The sequence below is a fragment of the Shewanella eurypsychrophilus genome (genome assembly GCF_007004545.3).
In the GTDB taxonomy this organism is placed as follows: domain Bacteria; phylum Pseudomonadota; class Gammaproteobacteria; order Enterobacterales; family Shewanellaceae; genus Shewanella; species Shewanella eurypsychrophilus.
This window is the reverse complement of record NZ_CP045503.2, coordinates 384,953-406,596: the sequence shown is the minus strand read 5'-3', so window position 1 is coordinate 406,596 and position 21,644 is coordinate 384,953. Positions and strand designations below refer to the sequence as shown.

Below are 21,644 nucleotides of genomic sequence, written 5' to 3'. Positions count from 1 at the left end.
ATTACCTTAATTTCAATGTTGCTAGACCTAGCAAGACTAAAAATAGTGAGATGATCCAGAATCTAACGATCACACGTGGCTCTGGCCAACCTTTCAATTCATAATGGTGATGAATTGGCGCCATACGGAAAATACGCTGACCACGCAGCTTGTATGAACCCACCTGTAAGATCACTGAAACAGTTTCCATCACGAACACTCCTCCCATGATCACCAGTAAAATTTCTTGACGAACTAATACCGCTATAGCACCTAATGCCGCACCTAAAGAAAGCGAACCTACGTCTCCCATAAACACTTGCGCCGGATAGGTGTTAAACCAAAGAAAGCCTAAACCGGCTCCCACGATAGCGGTACACACAATCACAAGTTCACCAGCACCTGGTAGGTATGGAATGTGAAGGTAGTTGGCAAACTGCATATGGCCTGACAAATAAGCAATTAATGCAAAGGCCGCTGCAACCATTACGGTGGGCATGATAGCTAAACCATCTAGCCCATCGGTTAAGTTCACCGCGTTACTCGATCCAACGATGGTAAAGTAAGCTAACACGATAAAAAATCCGCCGAGTTGCGGCATAATATCTTTGAAAAAAGGCACTACCAGTTGAGTTTCCCCGACGATATCTGCCGATGCGTAAAGATAAAACGCAATGATGATTGCAGCCAGTGACTGTAGAATATACTTCCACCTAGCAATCAAGCCTTTGGTGTCTTTCCTAACGACTTTACGATAATCATCGATAAAACCAATAAGACCAAAACTTGCCAATACAAACAGCACTACCCACACATAACGGCTACCGAGATCACCCCATAGCAACACACTGATAAATATGCCGGCCAAGATCAAAATCCCGCCCATTGTGGGTGTGCCGCGCTTACTAAAATGCGATTCAGGACCATCATTACGTATCACTTGACCAATCTGCAGCATCTGTAGGCGCTCAATCATCTTGGGCCCCCACCATAAGCTAAATATCAAGGCCGTCATCAAACCTAAAATTGCTCTAAAAGTGACATATGAAAACACGTTAAACCCAGAGTAAAACTGAGTCAGATACTCCGCCAGATAGACCAGCATTAAACAAACTCCCCGCGCCCGTAGGCAGATATTAAAGCTTCGACCACGCGCTCCATCCTTGCGCTACGTGATCCTTTGACCAATACCGTTGCATTACCCTGCAACTGATTTATATTATTTATGACGTTTTCAACTAACGCCTCAAGACTCACATTAGCTTCTACGCCAAACGCTCGACTTGCATTTGTGCTGAGTTCACCCAAAGTGAAAAGCGCATCTAAGCCCCTCAACTTGGCTAATTCGCCCAGTTCTGCATGCAAAAGGGACGCATTGTCACCCAATTCGCCTAAATCACCCAGCACTAAACAGCGATATCCTTCTATTTCTTGAAGCCAGTCAATTGCAGCAGTCACAGAAGCGGGGTTAGCGTTATAGCTATCGTCAATAACACGCACTCTCCCCAGCTGAGTGGGAAGCATTCTACCTTTGACAGGCACCAGAAGTGAGAAGCCTAACTTTATTTCATCTAGGGTTAACCCTAACGATAAACAAATAGCTGTCGCGGCCAAGGCGTTACTCACTTGATGACGACCGGAAAGCGGAAGTTCAACTCGTATTCTCTGCGCTTGGTAGCTTAATACAAATCGATAACAGCCCATCTCGTTCGTATCGAGTTCCGTAGCCTTGATATCTGCCACAGAGTCGATCCCAAAGCTAAGCTGCTTAAAAGCGGCTGACGCACTAAACATGACTGAGGCGAATTGATCATCAGCGTTGATCACGGCAGTGCCATCGACGGCTAAATGATTGAATATTTCTGATTTAGCACTGGCTACACCTTCTAGCGAACCAAAACCCTCTAAATGAGCCGAAGCCACATTGTTAACCAAAGCTACCTGAGGTTTAACTAAGGACGATGTGTAATTTATCTCGCCCTTATGATTGGCCCCTAACTCAAATACACCGAATTCATCATCGGTTTCTAGGCGAAGCAAGGTCAGCGGTACACCGATTTCATTATTGAAATTACCAGCTGTATACAAGACTTTATGATCTTGAGACAAGATGGTTGCGACCATCTCTTTTACGCTAGTTTTACCATTTGAGCCTGTGAGTGCCACCGACTTAGGCTGAATAAGTGAACGTAAGTACGCGCCGAGATCGCCCATGGCTTTTTGGGTATCTTTAACAACTAGCTGAGGAATATTCAATGGTAATTCATGATCAACTAACAGAGCAACAGCACCCGCTTCAACTGTACTTGCTGCAAAGTTATGCCCATCAAAATGTTCACCTTTAAGTGCAACAAATAACGTTTTCTCAGTAATGACTCGACTATCACTGGAAACTTGAGCAATTTCGACATCACTGCCCAGTAATCTTGCATTCAAAGGTTGGCATAAGGCGGATAAAGTTAAAGGGATCATTTCTGCTCTCCAGCAAGCGTCTTGGCTAATGCTCTTTCATCGTATTCAAGGCGCTCACCTGCGATGTCCTGATAAGTTTCATGACCTTTCCCGGCTAATAACACCAGATCTCCAGGCCTAGCTAACGCGACAACTTGCTTGATAGCTAACTCTCTGTCGACTTGAGTCAAGGCTTTTAGAGGTAACCTTAGTCCCACTAGGATATCTTCAATAATGGTGCGGGGATCTTCGCTTCTAGCGTTGTCACTGGTGATCATTAATCGATCGGCAAAATTTTCAGCCGCTTGCGCCATTAGAGGACGCTTACCCTTATCCCGATCGCCACCACAACCGAACAGACACCATAACTGGCCAATACAGTGACCTCTTAGCGCCTTGAGTGACTGCTCAATCGCATCTGGTGTATGAGCATAATCGACCACTAAGGTCACGCCATCATCTCTGGTAAATCGCTCCATTCTGCCTGCTACGGGCTTAAGTAAGGGGACGACTGACACTAATGAAGTCATGTCATAGCCAAGCAGATATAGCGCACCGAGCGCGGCAATTAAGTTAGATAGGTTAAATGAACCCAGTAATGGTGACTCTAAAGTCTCTTTACCCTCGGGCCAAACGAGAGTAGCTGTCATTCCTAGATGGTGCTGGTGATTATCTAAAGTGTATATACTGGCCTTATCTTGATGGTCTGGACTAATGCTAAAACCATACAATTTATCTGACGGCATCTCAGACAGCCACTGTTGACCAACTACGTCATCCAGATTGACTAAACCCTTTTGTAATGAAGAGAATTTAAATAACCGTTTTTTGGCATCTGCATAAGCTTGCATTGTGCCATGGTAATCTAAGTGATCTCGACTTAGGTTAGTAAAAACCGCGACGTCAAAAGGTACCGCTTCAACACGTCCCTGTATTAGCCCATGACTAGACACTTCCATGGCACAGAGAGCTGCACCAGCCTGGTTAAACGTTTGCAGCTGAGCAGCAATAGTAATTGGGTCTGCTGTGGTATTGCCACTATCAACTAAATCCCCCCAAAGGCCATTGCCTAAAGTTCCCATTAGAGAGGCTCGCTCACCAACGAGTGTCATCAATTGCGCCATAATCTGAGAAATTGATGTCTTACCGTTAGTGCCAGTGATCCCGACCAGCTTCATACGCTCTGCACCTAACGGGTAGGCTTGAGCTCCTATCGCAGATAACTGACGACTTAGCTGGAAAAATAAGATCTGTGGACAGGCATAGCTCTCGGGAACAAGTTGACCATGTTCAGCAGGGTTATCTGTATGTACCAAAACAGCTATAGCCCCCTGTGTGCAGGCTACTTCTATATATTTTCTTCCGTCAACAAGATGACCAGGTACTGCAATAAACAGATCCCCAGTTTTTATCTCCCGACTATCGAGGGAAATATTCTTAATCTCTTCCACACCGGAATAATGAAACCAGGGCGCTAACAGATCACTTAGTCGCATTACTCTACGCTCCTGATATTACTCGCTAAACGAACTTTTTCTTTCGATGAAATTGGCTCAACGTTCAGCATTTGCAGTGCTCCAGACATCACCTTCGCAAAAGCTGGGCCGGCAACATCACCACCATAATATTTGTCACCTTTAGGTTCATTAACCACAACAGCTATCGCTAATCGAGGGTTGTGAACTGGGGCTACGCCCGCAAATAAGGCAACGTAATCTTCACCATAACCACCGGCTACGGCTTTACGAGCTGTTCCTGTTTTCCCTGCAACTGGATAGCCTTCAATATGCGCTTTTCGCGCTGTGCCACCGGCTTCGGTTACGCCAATAAGCATCTCCATCACGTTTTGTGCGACTTCCGGCGAGATAACTTGTATACCTTCTGGTTTTTGCTTCAACTTCAGTATTGAAGCAGGATATAGCATCCCTTTACCACCTAACATGGCATACATTCTGGCAATCTGTAATGGCGTCACAGTCAGTGCATAACCAAACGATAACGTCGCACGCTCGAATTCTGACCAACGACGACGGTCATGAAGTAAACCCGTACTTTCACCGGCTAAGTTGATTCCAGAATAATTACCTAGCCCCATTGCTTGGTAATAACCGAGTAACTCTTGCACTGGCATAGAAAGTGCGATTTGCGTCATGCCCACATTACTGGAGTGAACCAAGACATCACCCAATGAAAGGTCACCATAATTTCGTCCATCACGGACAATTTTGCCACCAATACGAATGCGACCTGGTGAAGTTTTAAAAATTTGGTCTTTATCTATCGTTCCAGCCTCTAGGGCTGCAGCAACGACAAAAGGCTTAATCGTCGAACCTGGTTCATAAGCATCAGTTAAAGCACGGTTTCGCATGCGATAGCTCTGCAGATTATCCCGAGAATTTGGGTTGTATGAAGGGGTGTTTGCCATCGCAAGCACTTCACCGGTATTGACATCGATAACGACTATAGATGCTGAAGTCGCTTGATTGATTTCAGTAACACGCTTTATCTCACGATAGGCCAGTTGCTGAATACGCTGATCAATACTCAGCACTAAATCATTAGGACTCTCACCTTCATGAACCATATCTAAGCGCTCAACCACGTGGCCATCACGGGATTTACGCACTTTTTGTTTTGAAGGCGTTCCCGTTAACCAATCGTTATAGGTATTTTCAATTCCTTCGATACCAATATCATCAATGTTTGTGATACCGATTACTTGAGCTGTTATTTCACTGGTTGGATAATAACGGCGTGATTCAGCTTTCAAGTACACGCCTGGTAATTTCAGTTTTTTAATATAATCAGCAACGGCAGGTGTCACTTGACGTTTTAGGTAGGTGAAACGTCTTTTGGGATTCGATTGAACTCGCGCTAAAATTTTATCTTTTGGTTCATGGAGTACATCGGCTAAAGCTTGCCATAAGCGCATATCGGCGAAACCATCCTTAGCATAAATCACTTTAGGATCAGCATAGACAGCCTTAACAGGTACACTGACGGCCAACATATCTCCATTGCGGTCAGTGATCAGCCCTCTTTGAACTTCTCGACTGGTCGTTCTTAACGTACGCATATCACTCTCGTGACGTAATTTTTCTGGTTCAATAATCTGGATGTAAGCGGCACGACCAACCAGACTACTGAATAACAGGCATACGAAAACCACTACAACGTATAAACGCCAGTGGATCAGTTGTGGTTTCTGTTTTCTCTTAGCCTGCTTATTCTTCCTCATGCTATTCTTGGTCTTACCTATCCTTGACTTATGTAGATGTTATTAGTGTTTCAACATGCCGCAAATGAGGGCTCATGAATCATGGTATCCGTACCACGATCTCTTCCTTTGGTAACGGCCGGCTCATCTCTAACTCTTTACTCGCGATGCGAGTGATTCGGCTGTGCTCAGACTGAGATTGCTCTTCCAACAGTAGGTTTCGCCATTCAATATCTAGCCTGTCTCTCTCTTGGAACATTTGATCCCACTGACTGATGTACTTACGGCTAACGTGGCTTGTATATACAATCGTTATAGCGGTAGCCATTACAGCTACTGCCAACAAGAGCCCCCATTTGTGATGCCACAGATCAAGCAATACAATTCGAGCTAGATTTAATCTAGGTTGACTCAACTCTGACTCCATACACCGCCATGTTGCATCAGTGAGAGTCTTTCGATTAAGGCTAAAACCATTTATTAGTAGTCCAAGCGTTCACCGACTCTTAGCACTGAACTACGCGCTCGAGTATTTCTTTCGACCTCTTCATCTGAGGGCTTAGTCGCTTTACCTATTCCTTTTAATAAGCGTGACTTATTGAGCTCAGCTTCGGTGATCGGTAAACCGTGGGGAACGCTTGCACCTTGGCTATGACGGCGAATGAAACGCTTAACCATTCTGTCTTCAAGAGAATGAAAACTGATCACCGACAATCTACCTTGAGGTGCTAATACTTTTAACGCACCTTCTAATGCTTGATCTATTTGTTCTAACTCACTATTGATGTAGATCCTGATAGCTTGAAAAACCCGAGTGGCAGGGTGTTTTTTGCGCTCTTTGCTTTTACTGATCCTAGCGATCAAGTCAGCCAATTCTTTCGTTCTTAAGAAAGGTGTTTTCTCACGATCTGCGGCAATGCAGCGGGCGATGTGGCGTGAATTCTTTTCTTCACCATAGGTTTTGAAAACCCAAGCCATATCTTCAATTTCTGCGCGTGCAATCCACTCAGCAGCTGTTTGCCCCTGAGAGTTATCCATACGCATATCGAGTGGACCATCTCTTAGAAAACTGAAACCTCGTTCGGCATCATCGAGTTGGGGTGATGACACACCAAAATCAAGTAAAACCCCATCGATCTTACCCTTCAAACCCAGCTCTTCAACATAAGTCGCTAACTGTCCAAAACCACCATGAACGATACTAAAACGAGGGTCTTCAGCAAATTGCTCAGCCGCTATAATAGCTTGAGGATCTCTATCGATCGCAATCAGGCGACCTGACTCCCCCAGATGCTTAAGGACCTCACGTGAATGCCCACCTCGGCCAAAAGTGCCATCAATGTAGATGCCGTCTTCTTTAATATTCAGGCCAGCAACTGTTTCTCTTAACAGTACTGACAAATGTGCAAATTCTTGGCTCATTAGTATCTTCTATTTATTTAACGTCACTGAATCACAGTGAGAAATTGGCAAGACGTTCATTATCGGCGAACTCTACGCTCAGAATCGTCTCTCGGCTTTGCTCTATTTGCTGCTGCCATGCAGTTTCATCCCAGAGCTCAAATTTATTCAACTGCCCAACTAGCATTGCATGCTTTGCTAAATTCGCGTATTGACGTAACGGCGGAGGGAGTAATAACCTACCATTGCCATCAAGCTCACACTCATGTGCATAACCTAGCAATAACCTTTTCATCGCTCTTTCAGGAGCTTGGGTATCGGAAAGCAGGAGTAGTTTTGCTTCGATCTTATGCCACTCACCCAATGGGTAAAGCAGAAGACAAGATGATTGGAAGTCGACAGTTATCACCAATTGGCCATTGAATTCAGCATGCAATTGCTCTCGGTAGCGCTTTGGAATAGCGATCCGTCCTTTTGTATCAAGGTTAATAGCGCTTGCACCACGAAACACGTTAGCTGGTCCTTGCTGTCAATGAATGATCCACAAATATCCACAAATTCCCACAACTGCTAATTCTAGAGATAGAACACAAGCCTTGTCAAGAGCATCAACTATTTATAAATCCAGTATTCAAGCGGGTTGGCAGCATTTTAAAAAATCATTAATTTGACAAAAATGTATGGGTTAAAGTGGAGCTACCACCCTAAAAAGTAGAAAAAACAGACAGAAATAAGAAGGGGTTAGCAATCATGTAGTCAATAAGTGGGGCCAGATCCCTGCTAAAATTGGTTTTAAATAAAAATTGAATTTGCAAAAAATATTTTTATTTATATTTTCCAAAAAAACTAAACCCCAAATTGCAGCTATTGTGAACAAAATAAACTAAATTTAATCATCAGATCAGTAATTGTATATACAAGCCAATAAATAACAGGAGTGGCCATTTATCTATAGGGTTGTAGCAATCAAATTGACACAAGAAGTCAATACACTTAGTTATTGATCTGAAAAGCTAAATATTTAATTGATACTTAAGAATGACTAAATATTAGGCTGTTAATGCCGATATAGTGAGTGAGGACAATTTATAAGGAGATATTATGGTTGGTTTAGATAGTCTTTATGCCATGTTAGCACGCCCAGTTCGACCAACGATTAAACGTAAGCGCTTAATCGTTGAAGAGACTGATAGCAGCACAGGGATAGCTGAAGACGCACACGAAGCTCCACAATCCAAACTTCCACAAAGTCTTGAGCGTCGACAATCTCAACAAGATAGACGCGAAAATGAATATAGGGGTGATCGTCGCGGTGCTTCAGAAAAAGAGCAGCAAGACGAGAACAAGAGAAAACTCGCTGAAAATGAAGCTGTGAACTCACCGCTCCCTAGAATTGATATCGATATTTAAGCTAAAAAACCATTCAAGCCTATAATCAAAAACCTAAGTTGAATTTACACAAGTAATAAAATGGTAAGAGCTTTCCCAACTAGCCTCTTGTTGATGTAACTTGAGCCACTGCCTCTTTCCAACCTAGGTACAGCTTTTCTCTTTTCTCGGCAGATATCTCAGGTTTAAAAGATTTATCTAAGTTGGCTTTGTGCTTTAGCTCATTGGCAGACGTCCAAAAACCAACAGCCAAACCAGCAAGAAACGCTGCACCCATGGCTGTAGTCTCAGTCACTGCCGGCCTTTTAACTTCAACATTGGTGATATCGGCTTGAAACTGCATCAAAAAATCATTAGCTACGGCGCCGCCATCAACCCTTATTTGCTTTAACGCAACCCCGGAGTCCTTGCTCATAGCATCGAGCAGATCCCTGCTTTGGTATGCAATCGCTTCTAGGGCTGCCCTTATGATGTGATTGCGGTTAGAACCTCGAGTCAAACCGACCAAGGCTCCCCGAGCATTGGGATCCCAATAAGGTGCGCCCAATCCGACAAAAGCTGGCACCAGATACACGCCATTGGTATCGTCCACTTTTGAGGCAAAGTATTCTGTATCCTGAGCATCACGGATAAGACCTAACTCATCCCTTAGCCACTGAATGGTGGCTCCCCCCATAAATACAGCACCTTCAAGCGCATAGTTAACCTCTCCTTTAGCGCCTATTGCTATAGTGGTTAATAAACCATGATTCGACTTAACTGCCTGCTTACCTGTATTCATCAATAAGAAACAGCCTGTCCCATAAGTGTTCTTTGCCATACCTTCATCGATACATAACTGACCAAAAAGGGCTGACTGCTGATCGCCTGCGATACCCGCAATATCTATTTCACCTCCCTCACCCGCTATCCTAGTCTTGCCCAAGAGACTACTCGAAGGCTTAACTGCAGGTAGTAAAGAGATAGGGATATCGAGTGCCTGCAGCAGCTTTAAATCCCATTGCTGACTATGAATATTAAATAACAAGGTGCGGCTTGCATTCGTCGGATCGGTTACGTGTACCTTGCCTTCGGTAAGCTTCCAAACAAGCCAAGTATCAATAGTACCAAATAACAAATCTCCTTTTTCAGCACGCTCCCTGACACCTGCAACATTATCCAATATCCACTTAATCTTGGTACCTGAGAAATAAGGATCTAACAGCAAGCCTGTCGATTCACGGACATAGTCCTCTAAGCCTTGTGCCTTCAGATCATCACAGATCCCATTACTACGACGACATTGCCAAACTATGGCATTGTAAACTGGCTTACCTGTGTGTTTATCCCAGATCACTGTAGTTTCACGTTGATTGGTAATACCGATAGCTGCAACTTCATCGCTATGAATTCCAGCCCTGGCTAAAACTTCAATTAACGTTGAACTTTGCGAAGCCCAAATTTCCATAGGATCATGCTCAACCCAACCCGCTTGAGGATAAACCTGAGTAAACTCTCTTTGGGAACTAGCAACGATATTAGCATCATGATCAAATACAATAGCTCTTGAGCTTGTTGTGCCTTGATCTAAAGCGATCACATATTTTTTGGTCAAAACAAATTCCTAGCTAAGGGCACTGGCTTCTACAAACAAAAGACAATTTATAAACTTGCGGAATGGGCAGTAAGATCACTGCTGAGTTTCTTGTAATACACCGATTTCTGGTTTGACTATATTGGCAGGTTCGTCTTTAACAATATCTTCGACGACAAGCTCATCACAGGCGTGGGCAGGCAAATACCAAAATTCAGCTAACTTGCCATTCTTGATACGAAAGTTACCTATGCTACATTGGCTTAGTTGTTCACCGTCATTATTCCAAGTCACTCTTTCTACTGTGCTGACATAGTTACCTGAATCAATCATCTTAAGGATAGTCGCATTGGCATCCGTTAACGTTTCAAAGTAATCCGCCATTGCAGCAGCAAACTCAGCCTGACTTGAAGTCTCAACTTCAACTTTACTTCCGGTCACATGCATCCAACGAACGGTCTCGGTTGTGTACTGCACCATTTGCTTAACATCATGTGTATTGTAAGCCGCGATAAAACCTTCAACAATTTCAGTCGAAGTTTGATTCGCCATTGCGGTTATAGGGAGTAAAGACAGACTAGCCGCAAGTAGGTAGGGCTTCATATCACACCTCTTATTTTCTATGCACACATCTGATACAGATATGCTGATTACATTCATCGTATTAGATGAATATAATCTTATGAAGTTCATTTTACTAACAAAATATAGACATATAGCCAAGAAACAACAATGCCCCACGCAAGTGAGGCATTATCAGTCTAAAATAAATCAAACTTTCGTATTACATCTTATAGCTTAACTGCATCCCCACCAACCAAACATCTCCGCTAGCTTCACCGTCAAAACTCACCTGAGCCAGATCCATTAGGTTCATAGATTCATTGATAGGTGCATCACCATAAGCCTTGATATAGGTCACAGCAAAATCAAATGTCAGATTTTCAGATGCCTGATAACCAGCACCAACGCTAAACCATAATCTATCAGAATCAGGAATAGTCATGGTTCGATACTCATCATCAACCGCTGTCATGTCATATGCAACACCTGTGCGCAGTAGCCATTCATTATTTAACTGATATGTAGATCCCAACGCAAAACGCCAGTTATCTTTGAAGTTCTCTTCTTTTACAAGGTCGGACTCCAGTCCACCAACAGGCTTAACGTCTCCTGGGAAATAAGCCACTAGCTCATCAAATACACTCCACTGAGTCCAATTAACACTGGCATGCATAGCAAATTTATCGCTGAGCTGATGGTAAGAAGCCAATTCGGCAAAAGCCGGAAGCTCTAGGGGTAAGTTACCTTCAATATCGACATCTTGACCACCGGTATAGAGTAAACCTGAAGCTGAACCATCAAGCTCTAACTCCACACCACTGTGATAAGCCAGACCCAGACGATGTACTGGATTTATCTGCCAGCTAGCACCGACTTTCCACCCCATAGCAATATCATCGCCTTCCATGCTTTTCAGGCTAGTACCACCAGCTGGCAATGCGGCAGCTATCTCTTCTGGTAATGCAGGGTGAGCTTTCAAACTATCGATCCAACCCGGAGCGGTTGCACCAATACTGCCTTCACCATAAACGACTCGGATACCAGCACCAACGCTGAAGGCATCATTGAAACGATAGGCTATGTTCGGGTTGAACTCGACCGTTGTTACCGACGTTTCATTGCCGAAAATCGCAGCTGAATGTGTAGTAGGGACTTCAGTTGCAAGACCGTAGTTAGAATTTACCGCCAGCCCCCAAGTCCAGTTTTCATTTAACTGACTTGAAAAGTAAAAATTTGGTACTAACGCATTACCAGCAACATCGAGCGCATCGCCGTTCATCACTAAAGGATCTGGACCTAATAACGCAGAAGCAATGGACACATCACCAGTCACATCAACATTTGGCATCACATAGATACCACCAGCTGAAAAATGGGTCCCTTCTAAGTAAGTTAACATAGCAGGGTTACGAGCCTGAGTTGACGCATTATCTGCCATAGCCGCTTCACCAGCGAATGCTCGTCCTTGACCTGTAGCCGAATATTCAGCGAGTTGAAAACCTGCAGCTTGAGCCTGTGTGACAGACCCCATTAGTGCTGTTGCTACAGCCAGAGCGATTACGCGTTTGTTCATCATCTTAATTGTTATTCCCATTTTTATATCATTCTAAATAGACTCTTAAATAGAGTATTAGCTCGATTTTTATTGGCGGGAGTTTACTCGCGCAGAACATGTTTGCAAGTAATTGAGATAACAAAGCGTAAAACACTAAATAATTAGATCAAACTAGTGCAAATTCAGATTAATTCACTATTTAAAACAAATTTAAAGCGAACATTTGTTTAAATAAATACACAAACAACAAAATCAAACATGAGTAAATATTAAAAATAACCTGTAATTTCAATACCTAACACCAACAGTGATGACTTACACGCGTTAGCTAACATAGATAGATTAAACTAGTGAAAGCCACTGCCCTGAGAAGTTAAATGCTTGTTCCAGTTCACAGAAAAACAAAAAATAGCGTTAAATCAGAACGATACACAGAATGGTTTTTCACTTAAAACAAAAACCGGATAAGTAATTACTCATCCGGCTGTCTTTTTTTAACAAGCTAGTACAAATGTACGCTTAAATATTTTAAGCCTGCCAGCTTGGAAGACTGGCTTCGTATGCGGTAATTTCTGCCCCGTAGGCCAAGGTTAAACCTATCGCATCTAGGCCGTGCAACATATTATGTCTAGCTGAAGGTGCTATCTCAAAATTAAACTTAGCACCAGATGGTGACGTCACAGTGAGAGCTTCAAGATCGACAGTGATCTCAGCACCTTCTCTTGCCTCCACTTCATCCATCAACTGTTGCACTTCTACACCGGATAAGCGCACCGGAAGTAAACCATTGTTGATAGAGTTACCATAGAAAATATCGGCAAAACTTGGAGCAATAATCGCTCTCAAGCCAAAATCGGCTAAAGCCCAAGGCGCATGTTCACGACTAGAGCCGCAGCCGAAGTTTTCCTTAGAAATAAGAATTGATGCTCCCTTATACCTAGGGTAGTTGAGTGTAAACTCCGGGTTTGGCTGATCACCCGCATCATCAAGATAGCGCCAATCATGGAATAGGTGAACACCAAAACCATCTCGAGTCACCTTAGATAGAAACTGTTTAGGGATGATCTGATCGGTATCGACATTTGCACTGTCGATCATGACCGAAAGCCCAGTGTGTGAGGTAAATGGATTCATAACTGAGTTCCTAGTAAGATTTGCGAATATCGACAAAATGACCAGCAATAGCAGCTGCAGCAGCCATAGCCGGACTAACAAGATGAGTACGACTACCTCGTCCCTGACGCCCTTCGAAGTTACGATTACTGGTTGAAGCACACCGATCACCCGCCTCTAGACGATCATCATTCATCGCCAGACACATAGAGCAACCCGGTAGGCGCCACTCAAAGCCTGCTTCGATAAATATTTTGTCCAGACCTTCGGCTTCTGCTTGCTCTTTCACTAGACCTGAACCAGGTACCACAATGGCAGTCACGCCATTAGCAACTTTACGTCCTTTTGCTTGCTTAGCCGCATCACGCAGATCTTCAATTCGTGAGTTAGTACATGAACCAATAAAGGCTTTGTTGATACTCACATCAGTCATACATGTACCCGCGGTGAGAGCAACGTACTCGAGTGCTTTTTCGATACTGTCTCTGACGGTCGCGTTTTGTTCATCGGCAGGGTTGGGCACCACACCGTCAATAGCAACGACTTGCCCAGGATTTGTTCCCCATGTTAACTGAGGTGCTATATTGCCAGCTTCAAGCACGATGCTAGCATCAAAAATGGCATCGTCATCGGTTTTTAGCTCAGCCCAATCCGCTACCGCTTGCTCCCAAGCCGCACCCTTTGGTGCAAACTCTCGACCTTTCATATAATCAACAGTGGTCGCATCCGGCGCTATCATACCTGCCTTAGCCCCCATCTCAATCGCCATATTACAGACTGTCATACGACCTTCCATGGTTAACGCTTCTATCGCCTCACCACAGAATTCGACCACATAACCTGTGCCGCCATCCATACCTATTTTGCCAATAATCGCTAGCACGATATCTTTAGCCGTGATCCCAGGAGTGACATGTCCCCGAACCTCAATCTTCATCGTCTTAGCTTTTAATTGGCGCAGCGTCTGCGTTGCCATCACATGTTCAACTTCAGAGGTGCCGATACCAAATGCTAGCGCCCCAAATGCACCATGAGTCGCCGTGTGTGAATCTCCACACACAATAACGGCACCGGGTAAGGTAATACCTAACTCTGGCCCCATTACATGCACAATGCCTTGGTTCTTATGATGGATATCATAAAGACGAACGCCGAACTCTTTACAGTTATCCTGCAACGTTTCCACTTGGATACGGGCCATAGGGCTCAACGCATCCAGGCTTGCACTCTTAGTCGACGTGTTATGATCCATGGTTGCGAAGGTTTTTTCTGGCGCTCGCATTTTACGACCCGCTGCCCTTAGACCACTAAATGCCTGCGGTGAAGTCACTTCATGGACTAAATGCCTGTCGACATAAATAAGTGGCGCTTCGCCCTCTTTTTCTACGACAATATGGGTATCCCAAACCTTCTCATACAGTGTCTTTGCCATCAGTTACACTCCCTCTGCTACAGCTTGAGCAATGTAATCACCCATCTGACTGGTTGACTTAGCATTACCACGCTCGCTTGCAGGCAGTAACTCACCCGTTAAGTAACCGTCACTAAGTGCTTTGCCTACGGCAACCTCAATAGACAGTGCGGCCTCTTCAAGTTTCAAACTATGACGAAGAAGTAACGCCGCTGACAAAATTTGTGCTACTGGGTTAGCGATCCCCTGACCCGCAATATCTGGCGCACTTCCGCCCGCTGGTTCATACATGCCAAAACCTTCGCTATTCATGCTAATAGAAGAGAGCAGACCCATAGAGCCCGTTAACATAGCGATTTCATCCGAGATGATGTCACCAAATAAGTTAGAGCACAGCATGACATCAAATTCATTAGGGCGGCGTAAAAGCTGCATAGTGGCATTATCGATATAGATATGCTCAAGTTCGACATCTGGATAGTCTTTAGCGACTTCTTCTACCACTTCACGCCAAAGTACACTGCAAGCTAAAACGTTAGCTTTATCGACAGAGGTCACTTTCTTGCGACGACCTTGAGCAGATTCGAATGCAATCTTAGCTATGCGCCTGATCTCTTTGCGGCTATAGCGCATGGTATCGAATGCTTCTTCATTCTCGCCTTCGCCCTGACGCCCCTTAGGCTTACCGAAATAGATACCGCCGGTTAACTCACGCACACAGAGAATATCGAAACCTTTCTCTGAGATATCACTACGTAGTAGCGACATATGTTCGAGGCCCAGATGTAATTTAGCTGGACGCATATTACAGAAAAGCTCGAAGTGCCCACGTAGAGGCAACAGCGCACCACGCTCAGGTTGATCGTTTGGTGGTAAGTGCTCCCACTTAGGGCCGCCAACTGAACCAAACAATACGGCATCGGCCGACTCACAACCTTTTAGGGTTGCCTCAGGTAGAGGGCAACCATGATTATCGATAGCTGCGCCACCAACATCGTATTCACTATATTCGATTGAGAGATCGAAACGCTTCTCGACTGCGGCCAACACCTTGCGTGCCTCGGCCATCACTTCAGGTCCAATTCCATCTCCAGCTAATACAGCGACTTGATAACTCATACGACACATACTCCCGACTCTTAAATATGACAATTCTAATTATTGATAAAGTGTTATACGCCGCCTAACTCACGACGTTTTTGTGCAATTTGTTTCTTACAATCCGCAACCTTATCTGCGCGCCACGTCAGGTTCATTACATGGATAAGTGCCTGAACGGATGCTTGTACGACATCGGTAGCCAATCCTACCCCATGAAAGCTCTGCTCATTGTAATTCGCTTCAATATCGACCTGACCCAGTGCATTTTGGCCTTCGCCTTTTGCGCTTAACTGATAGCTAGTGATATTCACTTCACATTGACTGGCTTTCGCCATCGCGATGTAAGCAGCATCGACAGGGCCGTTACCCGTTGCAGTTTCAGTGACTAGCTCACCATCGACATCAACTGTTACCGTCGCACTTGCATTACCTTCACTGGAATCCGAATGCACAATTAGCTTTTCTAGCTTAAAATGAGACTCTTCTTCGGCTTGTGCTTCCATAAAAGTGAGTGCTTCAAGGTCATAGTCAAACACCTGACCTTTCTTATCTGCAAGCTTCAAAAATGACTCGTATAAACTATCCATATCATAATCTTGTTCGCTGTAACCCATCTCCGCCATACGATGCTTAATCACATGACGGCCAGAGCGAGAAGTCATATTAAGATTGTTGCGTGGCAATCCTATGCTTTCGGGAGTCATGATTTCATAGGTGTTTTGCGACTTAAGCATGCCATCTTGGTGAATACCCGATGAATGAGTAAATGCATTAGCACCGACAATGGCCTTATTGGCCTGTACTGGCATATTACAAAGTTGGCTAACTAAGTTAGAAGTCCGATGGATCTCTTTGGCATTGATACCCGTCTCAAAACCCAGAGACGCTTTACGTGTCGACAAAATCATGGCTATCTCTTCAAGCGAACAGTTACCCGCTCGCTCACCAATACCGTTAACCGTACACTCAATCTGACGTGCACCATGCTGTACTGCTGTAATAGAGTTAGCAACCGATAAGCCTAAATCATCATGACAATGCACCGAAATAACCGCTTGATCTATGTTTGGCACACGATTAAATAGACTTTCGATGATGGAACCGAACTCACTTGGCACCGTATAACCAACAGTATCAGGAATATTAATCGTTCTAGCGCCGGCTTTGATTGCCTCTTCGACCATGCGACACAAGTTATCTATGGGCGTGCGACCCGCATCTTCACAAGAAAACTCAACATCATCGGTAAAGCGACGCGCATACTTAACAGCACCAACAGCCATCTCTAATACTTGTTCGAAAGAGCGCTTAAGCTTGCTTTCTACGTGAATGGTCGATGTTGAAATAAAGGTGTGAATACGGAACTGTTCGGCAACCGATAACGCCTGAGCAGCGGCATCAATATCTTTTTCCAAGGCGCGAGACAAGGCACAGACTCGACTGTTTTTAATCGTTCGGGCAATCGTCTGAACGGACTCAAAATCTCCCGGTGAAGAGACAGGAAAACCAACTTCCATCACGTCTACACCCAGTCGCTCCAGAGACAGTGCTATTTGTAGCTTTTCCTTAACCGTTAAACTTGCCGCTAAAGCTTGCTCACCATCACGTAGGGTTGTATCAAATATAATTACTCGGTTAGACATCTGGTTTCTCCGTGGAAGACCTAATTATTATCTGCGCTAAAAACAAAAAACCCCGCGTTTGTTAGCGCGGGGTTTGTTAATGCTGTTATCTCTATCGAGCGTGCAACACTACCTTCTCCGCGCAGGAACTGCGAGAATGAGAATGAGGAGGCTGAGTAATGCACGTTTAGTATTCATCTGTCTTAATATTCAGTAGGCATAAATAATTATGCGATAAAGTTAATTTCAAATTCCTATAGAGTGGTTAATTTTTAACGTGTGACGACCCAAGTGTCAACCCAAATTTTTTCAATAATCACAGATTAGACCAGAGAAACAGCCTTTAAAAACTGCAAATTTTTCTATTAACCTTAGTATCTGTCACTTTTATAGTCCGATTCTTCAGTTAAAAACCGTATTTAAAACAAAAAGCTCTAAATCATTCCATATTGTTTTTTAATGCAATAAATAAAATAAATTCTGTATAATAAAAATTCATGGATATCGAGTTAATTGAATGGAGCTAGAATAGATGGGTTTTCGGATCGTCATGCTATGTCTTGCCTTTTGGCTGACACCAGCTCAAGCCGACGTACAAGATAAACTCGATAGCATCAATGATTTGCTATATCAATATCCGACTCAAGCCCTCAACAAGATCAATGCATTAGATAGCATTACATCTCCTATAGCCCTTACTGAAGCAGCCAAATTACGACTATCACTGCTAAGATGTGAAGCCTTTCTACAGCTAGGTGAAAATGAAGCTGCTATTAATATTGCTAGAATAAGTGAAGCAAAGGCAAAAACTCTCAAACTAGATCAAGCTCGCCCCTACTTCCTTAATTGTATGGCTGGTGCATTCAATAACTATGGTGACTTTCGGCAAGCCTTACCCCTATTAGATGCCTCAATTATGCTTTCAAGAGAACAGAAACAGCCACAATCTCTTGTGAATGGTTTAAGGCTAAGGGGAATTATAGATACTCACATAGACAGCTACAGCAGCGCCTTCGAAGATCTAGGCTTAGCCAGTGATATCTATTTAGATATTCAATCACAAGAGAGAAATTGGGCCCTTCCGCCACAGATCAGCATAAAAATAGCACTCAGTCAGCTATTAGAAAAAAATGGCAAACATCAGCAAGCCTATGAGCTGATAGATTCAGCAATCGCCAGCGAAGATCTTCAAGGTAAAGTTTTACTCGCCGCCTACATACAGGTCGCAAAACTGGCTCAGTTCAACCAAGCCTTACCGAGTGAACAACTGATAAAGCAGGCTAAAAACTTACTTCCTGAACTTGAAACAGCCTTTGAATTAGCCCTGAGCTACACCCAGATAGCTCAACTTGAGCGCAATAGAGGCGATAATACCCGAGCACTTCAACTACTCGAGATCAGCCTAAACACTTTTATCAAAAAAAAGAGTACTATCGAGAGATTAAGAGCTCAGCGCTTGTTAGCACAGGTTTTATTTGATACTGGCAACGAATCAAAAGCCATAGTACTGATTAATCAGGCAATCGAAACAGCCCTACAAACAGCTAAATTTTATGAACTTGTACTTTGCTATCAGGTATTGAGTGACTATTACGTTGAGAAAAGTAATTTCGAGCTCGGTTATCAGTATCAAGTGAAAAAATTCACAGCCGCAGAAAACGGCTATAACTTCATTAAAGACACTCGATTACTACAGTTAAATGCACGACTAAGTCGACTGCAGATATCGAGTTTAGCTAACGATAGACTTAGACTAACTCAAGTTGGTCAAAGCCAATTTCAGGGTGAATATCTCCTATTCGCCTTATTGACTTTGGTTCTGATGATCACTTTCAAATTTAAGCGAAAATCGACAAAGCAAGAACACAAACAAGCTTCAGTGTTAACCATCTCACCAGAGCAGAAAATTGATCGCCTTATCAGCCATAGCAAACTAATCAGCAGTCCGTTGAGTCTAATCCTTATCGATCCTATACACATTTTTCATGCCGACCTTCCTCTCTTACAATCAAGACTGCAGCATTTGCTCAGAGAGCAAGACATCGTCACACACAGTGTTGATGAGGAGATAGTCATTCTATTACTCCACACCCAAGAAGCTGGATCATTAAGAATCATTAAGCTGATTGAAGTGGTCATGGAACCCCTGCTTCACGGTTACAGGCCGAATATTGGCTATGCCAAATTACAGCAACAAGACAACTTAGGCTCCTTGATAAAGCGAGCTAAAGTGAAACAGTTATTATTGAAAAACAAAAAACAGCCTAAAACAGAGGTTGAAACGTAATCTAAGCTGACTGCACTTTGGGTATACTAGGCTTGGCGAAATGAGCGGTATTAACTGTCAGTTAGATGGCTGGCTATTTCATCGAGAAACTCTCCACCAAAGCGACTCAATTTACGCTCGCCAACTCCATTTACCGCTAACATTTCACCTGGGCTTGTTGGTAGTATCGCCGCCATTTCAGCTAATGTCGCATCATTAAAAACCAGATAGGGTGGAACATCCAGCTCTTCTGCTAACTTTCTTCTGAGTGATTTCAGCTTGGCAAATAGCTTACGATCATAGTTCAGCGGTGCACGAGTACTACCACTACGTTTCTTCGTGGTGGCTTGCAGTACCATTCTAGGTTCAGCCAATAATAGCTCAACTTCTCCCTTTAATACGGCACGTGCAGATGGGTTTAACTTAACCGAGGATCCTCGGGTGATATCTTGACTGGCAAAGCCTAGATGTATGATCTGACGTATGATACTGAGCCAATACTCATGGCTCTTGTCTTTACCTATTCCCCAAGTCGATAGCTTATCATGACCACGATCTAAAACCGTCGCGGCTTTAGATCCGCGCAAGACTTCAATAAGGTGATTGATACCAAATCGTTGGCCGAGGCGATAGATACAAGACAGGACTTTTTGCCCATCTTGGATCCCATTATATTTTTTGGGTGGATCTAGACAGATATCACAATTACCACAAGGCTCTTCAGCGCTCTCATCAAAATAATGTAGCAACACCTGCCGTCTACAGGTTTGCGCTTCTGCAAATGCCGCCATGGTATTTAATTTATGAAATTCAACTTGTTGTTGCGGGCCGGGCTCAGATTGTTCAATTAAGTGACGCACTCGCCCAATATCTGCGGGGTCGAACAACATCAAGGCTTCTGAATCTAAACCATCACGTCCTGCTCTTCCCGTCTCCTGATAGTAAGACTCTACACTTTTAGGGATATCATAATGCACCACATAACGTACATTAGACTTGTTAATCCCCATACCAAAGGCAACCGTAGCCACAACAATGTCTAACTGATCTTTCAAGAATTTATCTTGTACTGCAGCGCGTTCTTCCTGTGTCTTACCTGCATGGTAAGCATCGGCATTATGACCTTGTAAGCGCAGCCGCTCAGCCACTTCATCGACACGTCGTCGACTGCTACAGTAAATAATACCGCTATTGCCATTCTGAGCTGCCACAAATTGACGCAACTGATTTGCAGCATTGAGCTTCTCTGCCACGGTATAACGAATATTGGGGCGATCGAAACTGGTCAGAAAAGAAAACGGGGTTATGGTTAAGCGTTCACAAATATCCTGTCGAGTCGCCTGATCCGCCGTAGCCGTCAACGCCATAATAGGCACGTGAGGGAAAAACTCTCTCAGCTTGCCCAGTGCTGCATACTCAGGCCTGAAGTCATGGCCCCACTGGGATATACAATGCGCCTCATCGATCGCAAATAGAGAGATCTGTAACTCATGCAACCTGTCGATAAAATTGCTTTGAAGTAAGCGCTCTGGAGATACATAGAGCATTTTTAACTCACCACTATGCATCCTTTGGAAAACTTTAGCCCGCTCCTCGCCCGGCAGCGACGAATTTAAGTAAGCCGCTGAGACGCCCATCTGTAGCAAACTATCCACCTGATCTTTCATCAGTGAAATCAATGGTGATACCACGATAGTCAAACCTGGCATCTGCAGTGCGGGAAGCTGATAGCAAAGACTCTTACCACCACCGGTAGGCATGATCACCAAACAATCTACCCCTTGGCAGCTTTGCTCAATGACCTCTTTTTGCCCATCTCTAAATGTCCGGTAACCGAATACAGACTGTAAGCTCGCTGAGAGTGGATCTAATTGAGGTTCAGGTGTCACAGGTTCCATGGGCATCGAAAGTGAGAAATTGGGTCGCCTATTCTAATGAAGCTAACTCCTCTTGTCTCTCCTGATCACAGACTGTTTGCTAATAATCTTGTTTTCGCCTTGCA

Annotated in this window: 17 protein-coding genes; 2 read left to right on the top strand and 15 right to left on the bottom strand. The window is 43.9% G+C overall.

Annotation, left to right across the window (positions count from 1 at the left end; translation table 11 throughout):
• Position 1 precedes the first annotated feature (1 nt).
• From mraY to mraZ, 7 genes are all read right to left on the bottom strand, one after another.
• Entirely contained in the window at positions 2-1,084 is a 1,083-nt protein-coding gene (gene mraY / locus FM038_RS01775) for a phospho-N-acetylmuramoyl-pentapeptide-transferase (RefSeq protein ID WP_142870910.1), read from the bottom strand.
• Positions 1,084-2,451, bottom strand: coding sequence for a UDP-N-acetylmuramoyl-tripeptide--D-alanyl-D-alanine ligase (locus FM038_RS01770; protein ID WP_142870911.1), 1,368 nt, complete (start codon positions 2,449-2,451; stop codon positions 1,084-1,086). Before FM038_RS01770 ends, mraY begins: the two co-directional genes overlap by 1 nt.
• Positions 2,448-3,926 carry a UDP-N-acetylmuramoyl-L-alanyl-D-glutamate--2,6-diaminopimelate ligase gene (gene murE, locus FM038_RS01765; RefSeq protein WP_142870912.1) on the bottom strand — a complete coding sequence of 493 codons (1,479 nt, stop codon included), beginning with the start codon at positions 3,924-3,926 and terminating at the stop codon, positions 2,448-2,450. Before murE ends, FM038_RS01770 begins: the two co-directional genes overlap by 4 nt.
• Positions 3,926-5,668 carry a peptidoglycan D,D-transpeptidase FtsI family protein gene (locus FM038_RS01760; RefSeq protein ID WP_142870913.1) on the bottom strand — a complete coding sequence of 581 codons (1,743 nt, stop codon included), beginning with the start codon at positions 5,666-5,668 and terminating at the stop codon, positions 3,926-3,928. Before FM038_RS01760 ends, murE begins: the two co-directional genes overlap by 1 nt.
• 79 nt (positions 5,669-5,747) lie before the next feature.
• Positions 5,748-6,062 (bottom strand): cell division protein FtsL, encoded by a 315-nt coding sequence (gene ftsL / locus FM038_RS01755; protein WP_142870914.1) that lies wholly within the window; start codon positions 6,060-6,062, stop codon positions 5,748-5,750.
• Positions 6,063-6,127: 65 nt separating this feature from the next.
• A complete protein-coding gene (gene rsmH, locus FM038_RS01750) occupies positions 6,128-7,069 on the bottom strand; it encodes a 16S rRNA (cytosine(1402)-N(4))-methyltransferase RsmH (RefSeq protein WP_142870915.1) in 942 nt (313 codons plus the stop codon).
• 31 nt (positions 7,070-7,100) lie between these two features.
• Positions 7,101-7,559 (bottom strand): division/cell wall cluster transcriptional repressor MraZ, encoded by a 459-nt coding sequence (mraZ, locus tag FM038_RS01745; RefSeq protein WP_142870916.1) that lies wholly within the window; start codon positions 7,557-7,559, stop codon positions 7,101-7,103.
• A gap of 590 nt (positions 7,560-8,149) precedes the next feature.
• Here mraZ and FM038_RS01740 point away from each other — a divergent pair.
• Positions 8,150-8,458, top strand: a complete 309-nt coding sequence (locus tag FM038_RS01740) for a hypothetical protein (protein ID WP_142870917.1) — start codon at positions 8,150-8,152, stop codon at positions 8,456-8,458.
• Between the two features lie 79 nt (positions 8,459-8,537).
• Here the strand turns inward: FM038_RS01740 and glpK are convergent, their stop codons facing one another.
• The 7 genes from glpK to leuA all read right to left on the bottom strand — a co-directional run bounded on the left by glpK (position 8,538) and on the right by leuA (position 17,397).
• A complete protein-coding gene (gene glpK / locus FM038_RS01735) occupies positions 8,538-10,031 on the bottom strand; it encodes a glycerol kinase GlpK (RefSeq protein ID WP_142870918.1) in 1,494 nt (497 codons plus the stop codon).
• Positions 10,032-10,106: 75 nt separating this feature from the next.
• On the bottom strand, positions 10,107-10,613 hold the full coding sequence (locus FM038_RS01730) for a nuclear transport factor 2 family protein (RefSeq protein ID WP_142870919.1): 507 nt from the start codon (positions 10,611-10,613) through the stop codon (positions 10,107-10,109).
• Positions 10,614-10,794: 181 nt separating this feature from the next.
• Positions 10,795-12,147 (bottom strand): outer membrane protein transport protein, encoded by a 1,353-nt coding sequence (locus FM038_RS01725; RefSeq protein WP_142870925.1) that lies wholly within the window; start codon positions 12,145-12,147, stop codon positions 10,795-10,797.
• Between the two features lie 510 nt (positions 12,148-12,657).
• The gene (leuD, locus tag FM038_RS01720) at positions 12,658-13,263 is read right to left on the bottom strand and encodes a 3-isopropylmalate dehydratase small subunit (RefSeq protein WP_142870920.1); all 606 of its coding nucleotides are present in this window, start codon (positions 13,261-13,263) and stop codon (positions 12,658-12,660) included.
• Between the two features lie 10 nt (positions 13,264-13,273).
• Entirely contained in the window at positions 13,274-14,674 is a 1,401-nt protein-coding gene (gene leuC, locus FM038_RS01715; RefSeq protein WP_142870921.1) for a 3-isopropylmalate dehydratase large subunit, read from the bottom strand.
• Positions 14,675-14,677: 3 nt separating this feature from the next.
• Complete coding sequence (leuB, locus tag FM038_RS01710; protein WP_142870922.1) at positions 14,678-15,772, bottom strand: 3-isopropylmalate dehydrogenase; 1,095 nt, start codon at positions 15,770-15,772, stop codon at positions 14,678-14,680.
• A gap of 53 nt (positions 15,773-15,825) precedes the next feature.
• Positions 15,826-17,397, bottom strand: a complete 1,572-nt coding sequence (gene leuA / locus FM038_RS01705; RefSeq protein ID WP_142870923.1) for a 2-isopropylmalate synthase — start codon at positions 17,395-17,397, stop codon at positions 15,826-15,828.
• 511 nt (positions 17,398-17,908) lie between these two features.
• On the opposite strand from leuA, the gene FM038_RS01700 reads away from it, so the two are divergent.
• The gene (locus FM038_RS01700) at positions 17,909-19,663 is read left to right on the top strand and encodes a nucleotidyl cyclase domain-containing protein (RefSeq protein WP_142874843.1); all 1,755 of its coding nucleotides are present in this window, start codon (positions 17,909-17,911) and stop codon (positions 19,661-19,663) included.
• A gap of 50 nt (positions 19,664-19,713) precedes the next feature.
• Here FM038_RS01700 and recQ read toward each other — a convergent pair whose 3' ends face one another.
• Positions 19,714-21,546, bottom strand: a complete 1,833-nt coding sequence (gene recQ / locus FM038_RS01695; RefSeq protein ID WP_142874844.1) for a DNA helicase RecQ — start codon at positions 21,544-21,546, stop codon at positions 19,714-19,716.
• Between the last annotated feature and the right edge of the window lie 98 nt (positions 21,547-21,644).

Bases quoted from the DNA above. Each gene is read 5' to 3' on its own strand.
- FM038_RS01760 (WP_142870913.1), bottom strand. From the start codon at position 5,668: ATGAGGAAGAATAAGCAGGCTAAGAGAAAACAGAAACCACAACTGATC.
- FM038_RS01725 (WP_142870925.1), bottom strand. From the start codon at position 12,147: ATGAACAAACGCGTAATCGCTCTGGCTGTAGCAACAGCACTAATGGGG.
- leuD (WP_142870920.1), bottom strand. From the start codon at position 13,263: ATGAATCCATTTACCTCACACACTGGGCTTTCGGTCATGATCGACAGT.
- mraY (WP_142870910.1), bottom strand. From the start codon at position 1,084: ATGCTGGTCTATCTGGCGGAGTATCTGACTCAGTTTTACTCTGGGTTT.
- recQ (WP_142874844.1), bottom strand. From the start codon at position 21,546: ATGCCCATGGAACCTGTGACACCTGAACCTCAATTAGATCCACTCTCA.
- leuB (WP_142870922.1), bottom strand. From the start codon at position 15,772: ATGAGTTATCAAGTCGCTGTATTAGCTGGAGATGGAATTGGACCTGAA.
- murE (WP_142870912.1), bottom strand. From the start codon at position 3,926: ATGCGACTAAGTGATCTGTTAGCGCCCTGGTTTCATTATTCCGGTGTG.
- leuA (WP_142870923.1), bottom strand. From the start codon at position 17,397: ATGTCTAACCGAGTAATTATATTTGATACAACCCTACGTGATGGTGAG.
- FM038_RS01740 (WP_142870917.1), top strand. From the start codon at position 8,150: ATGGTTGGTTTAGATAGTCTTTATGCCATGTTAGCACGCCCAGTTCGA.
- FM038_RS01700 (WP_142874843.1), top strand. From the start codon at position 17,909: ATGGGTTTTCGGATCGTCATGCTATGTCTTGCCTTTTGGCTGACACCA.
- rsmH (WP_142870915.1), bottom strand. From the start codon at position 7,069: ATGAGCCAAGAATTTGCACATTTGTCAGTACTGTTAAGAGAAACAGTT.
- leuC (WP_142870921.1), bottom strand. From the start codon at position 14,674: ATGGCAAAGACACTGTATGAGAAGGTTTGGGATACCCATATTGTCGTA.
- FM038_RS01770 (WP_142870911.1), bottom strand. From the start codon at position 2,451: ATGATCCCTTTAACTTTATCCGCCTTATGCCAACCTTTGAATGCAAGA.
- FM038_RS01730 (WP_142870919.1), bottom strand. From the start codon at position 10,613: ATGAAGCCCTACCTACTTGCGGCTAGTCTGTCTTTACTCCCTATAACC.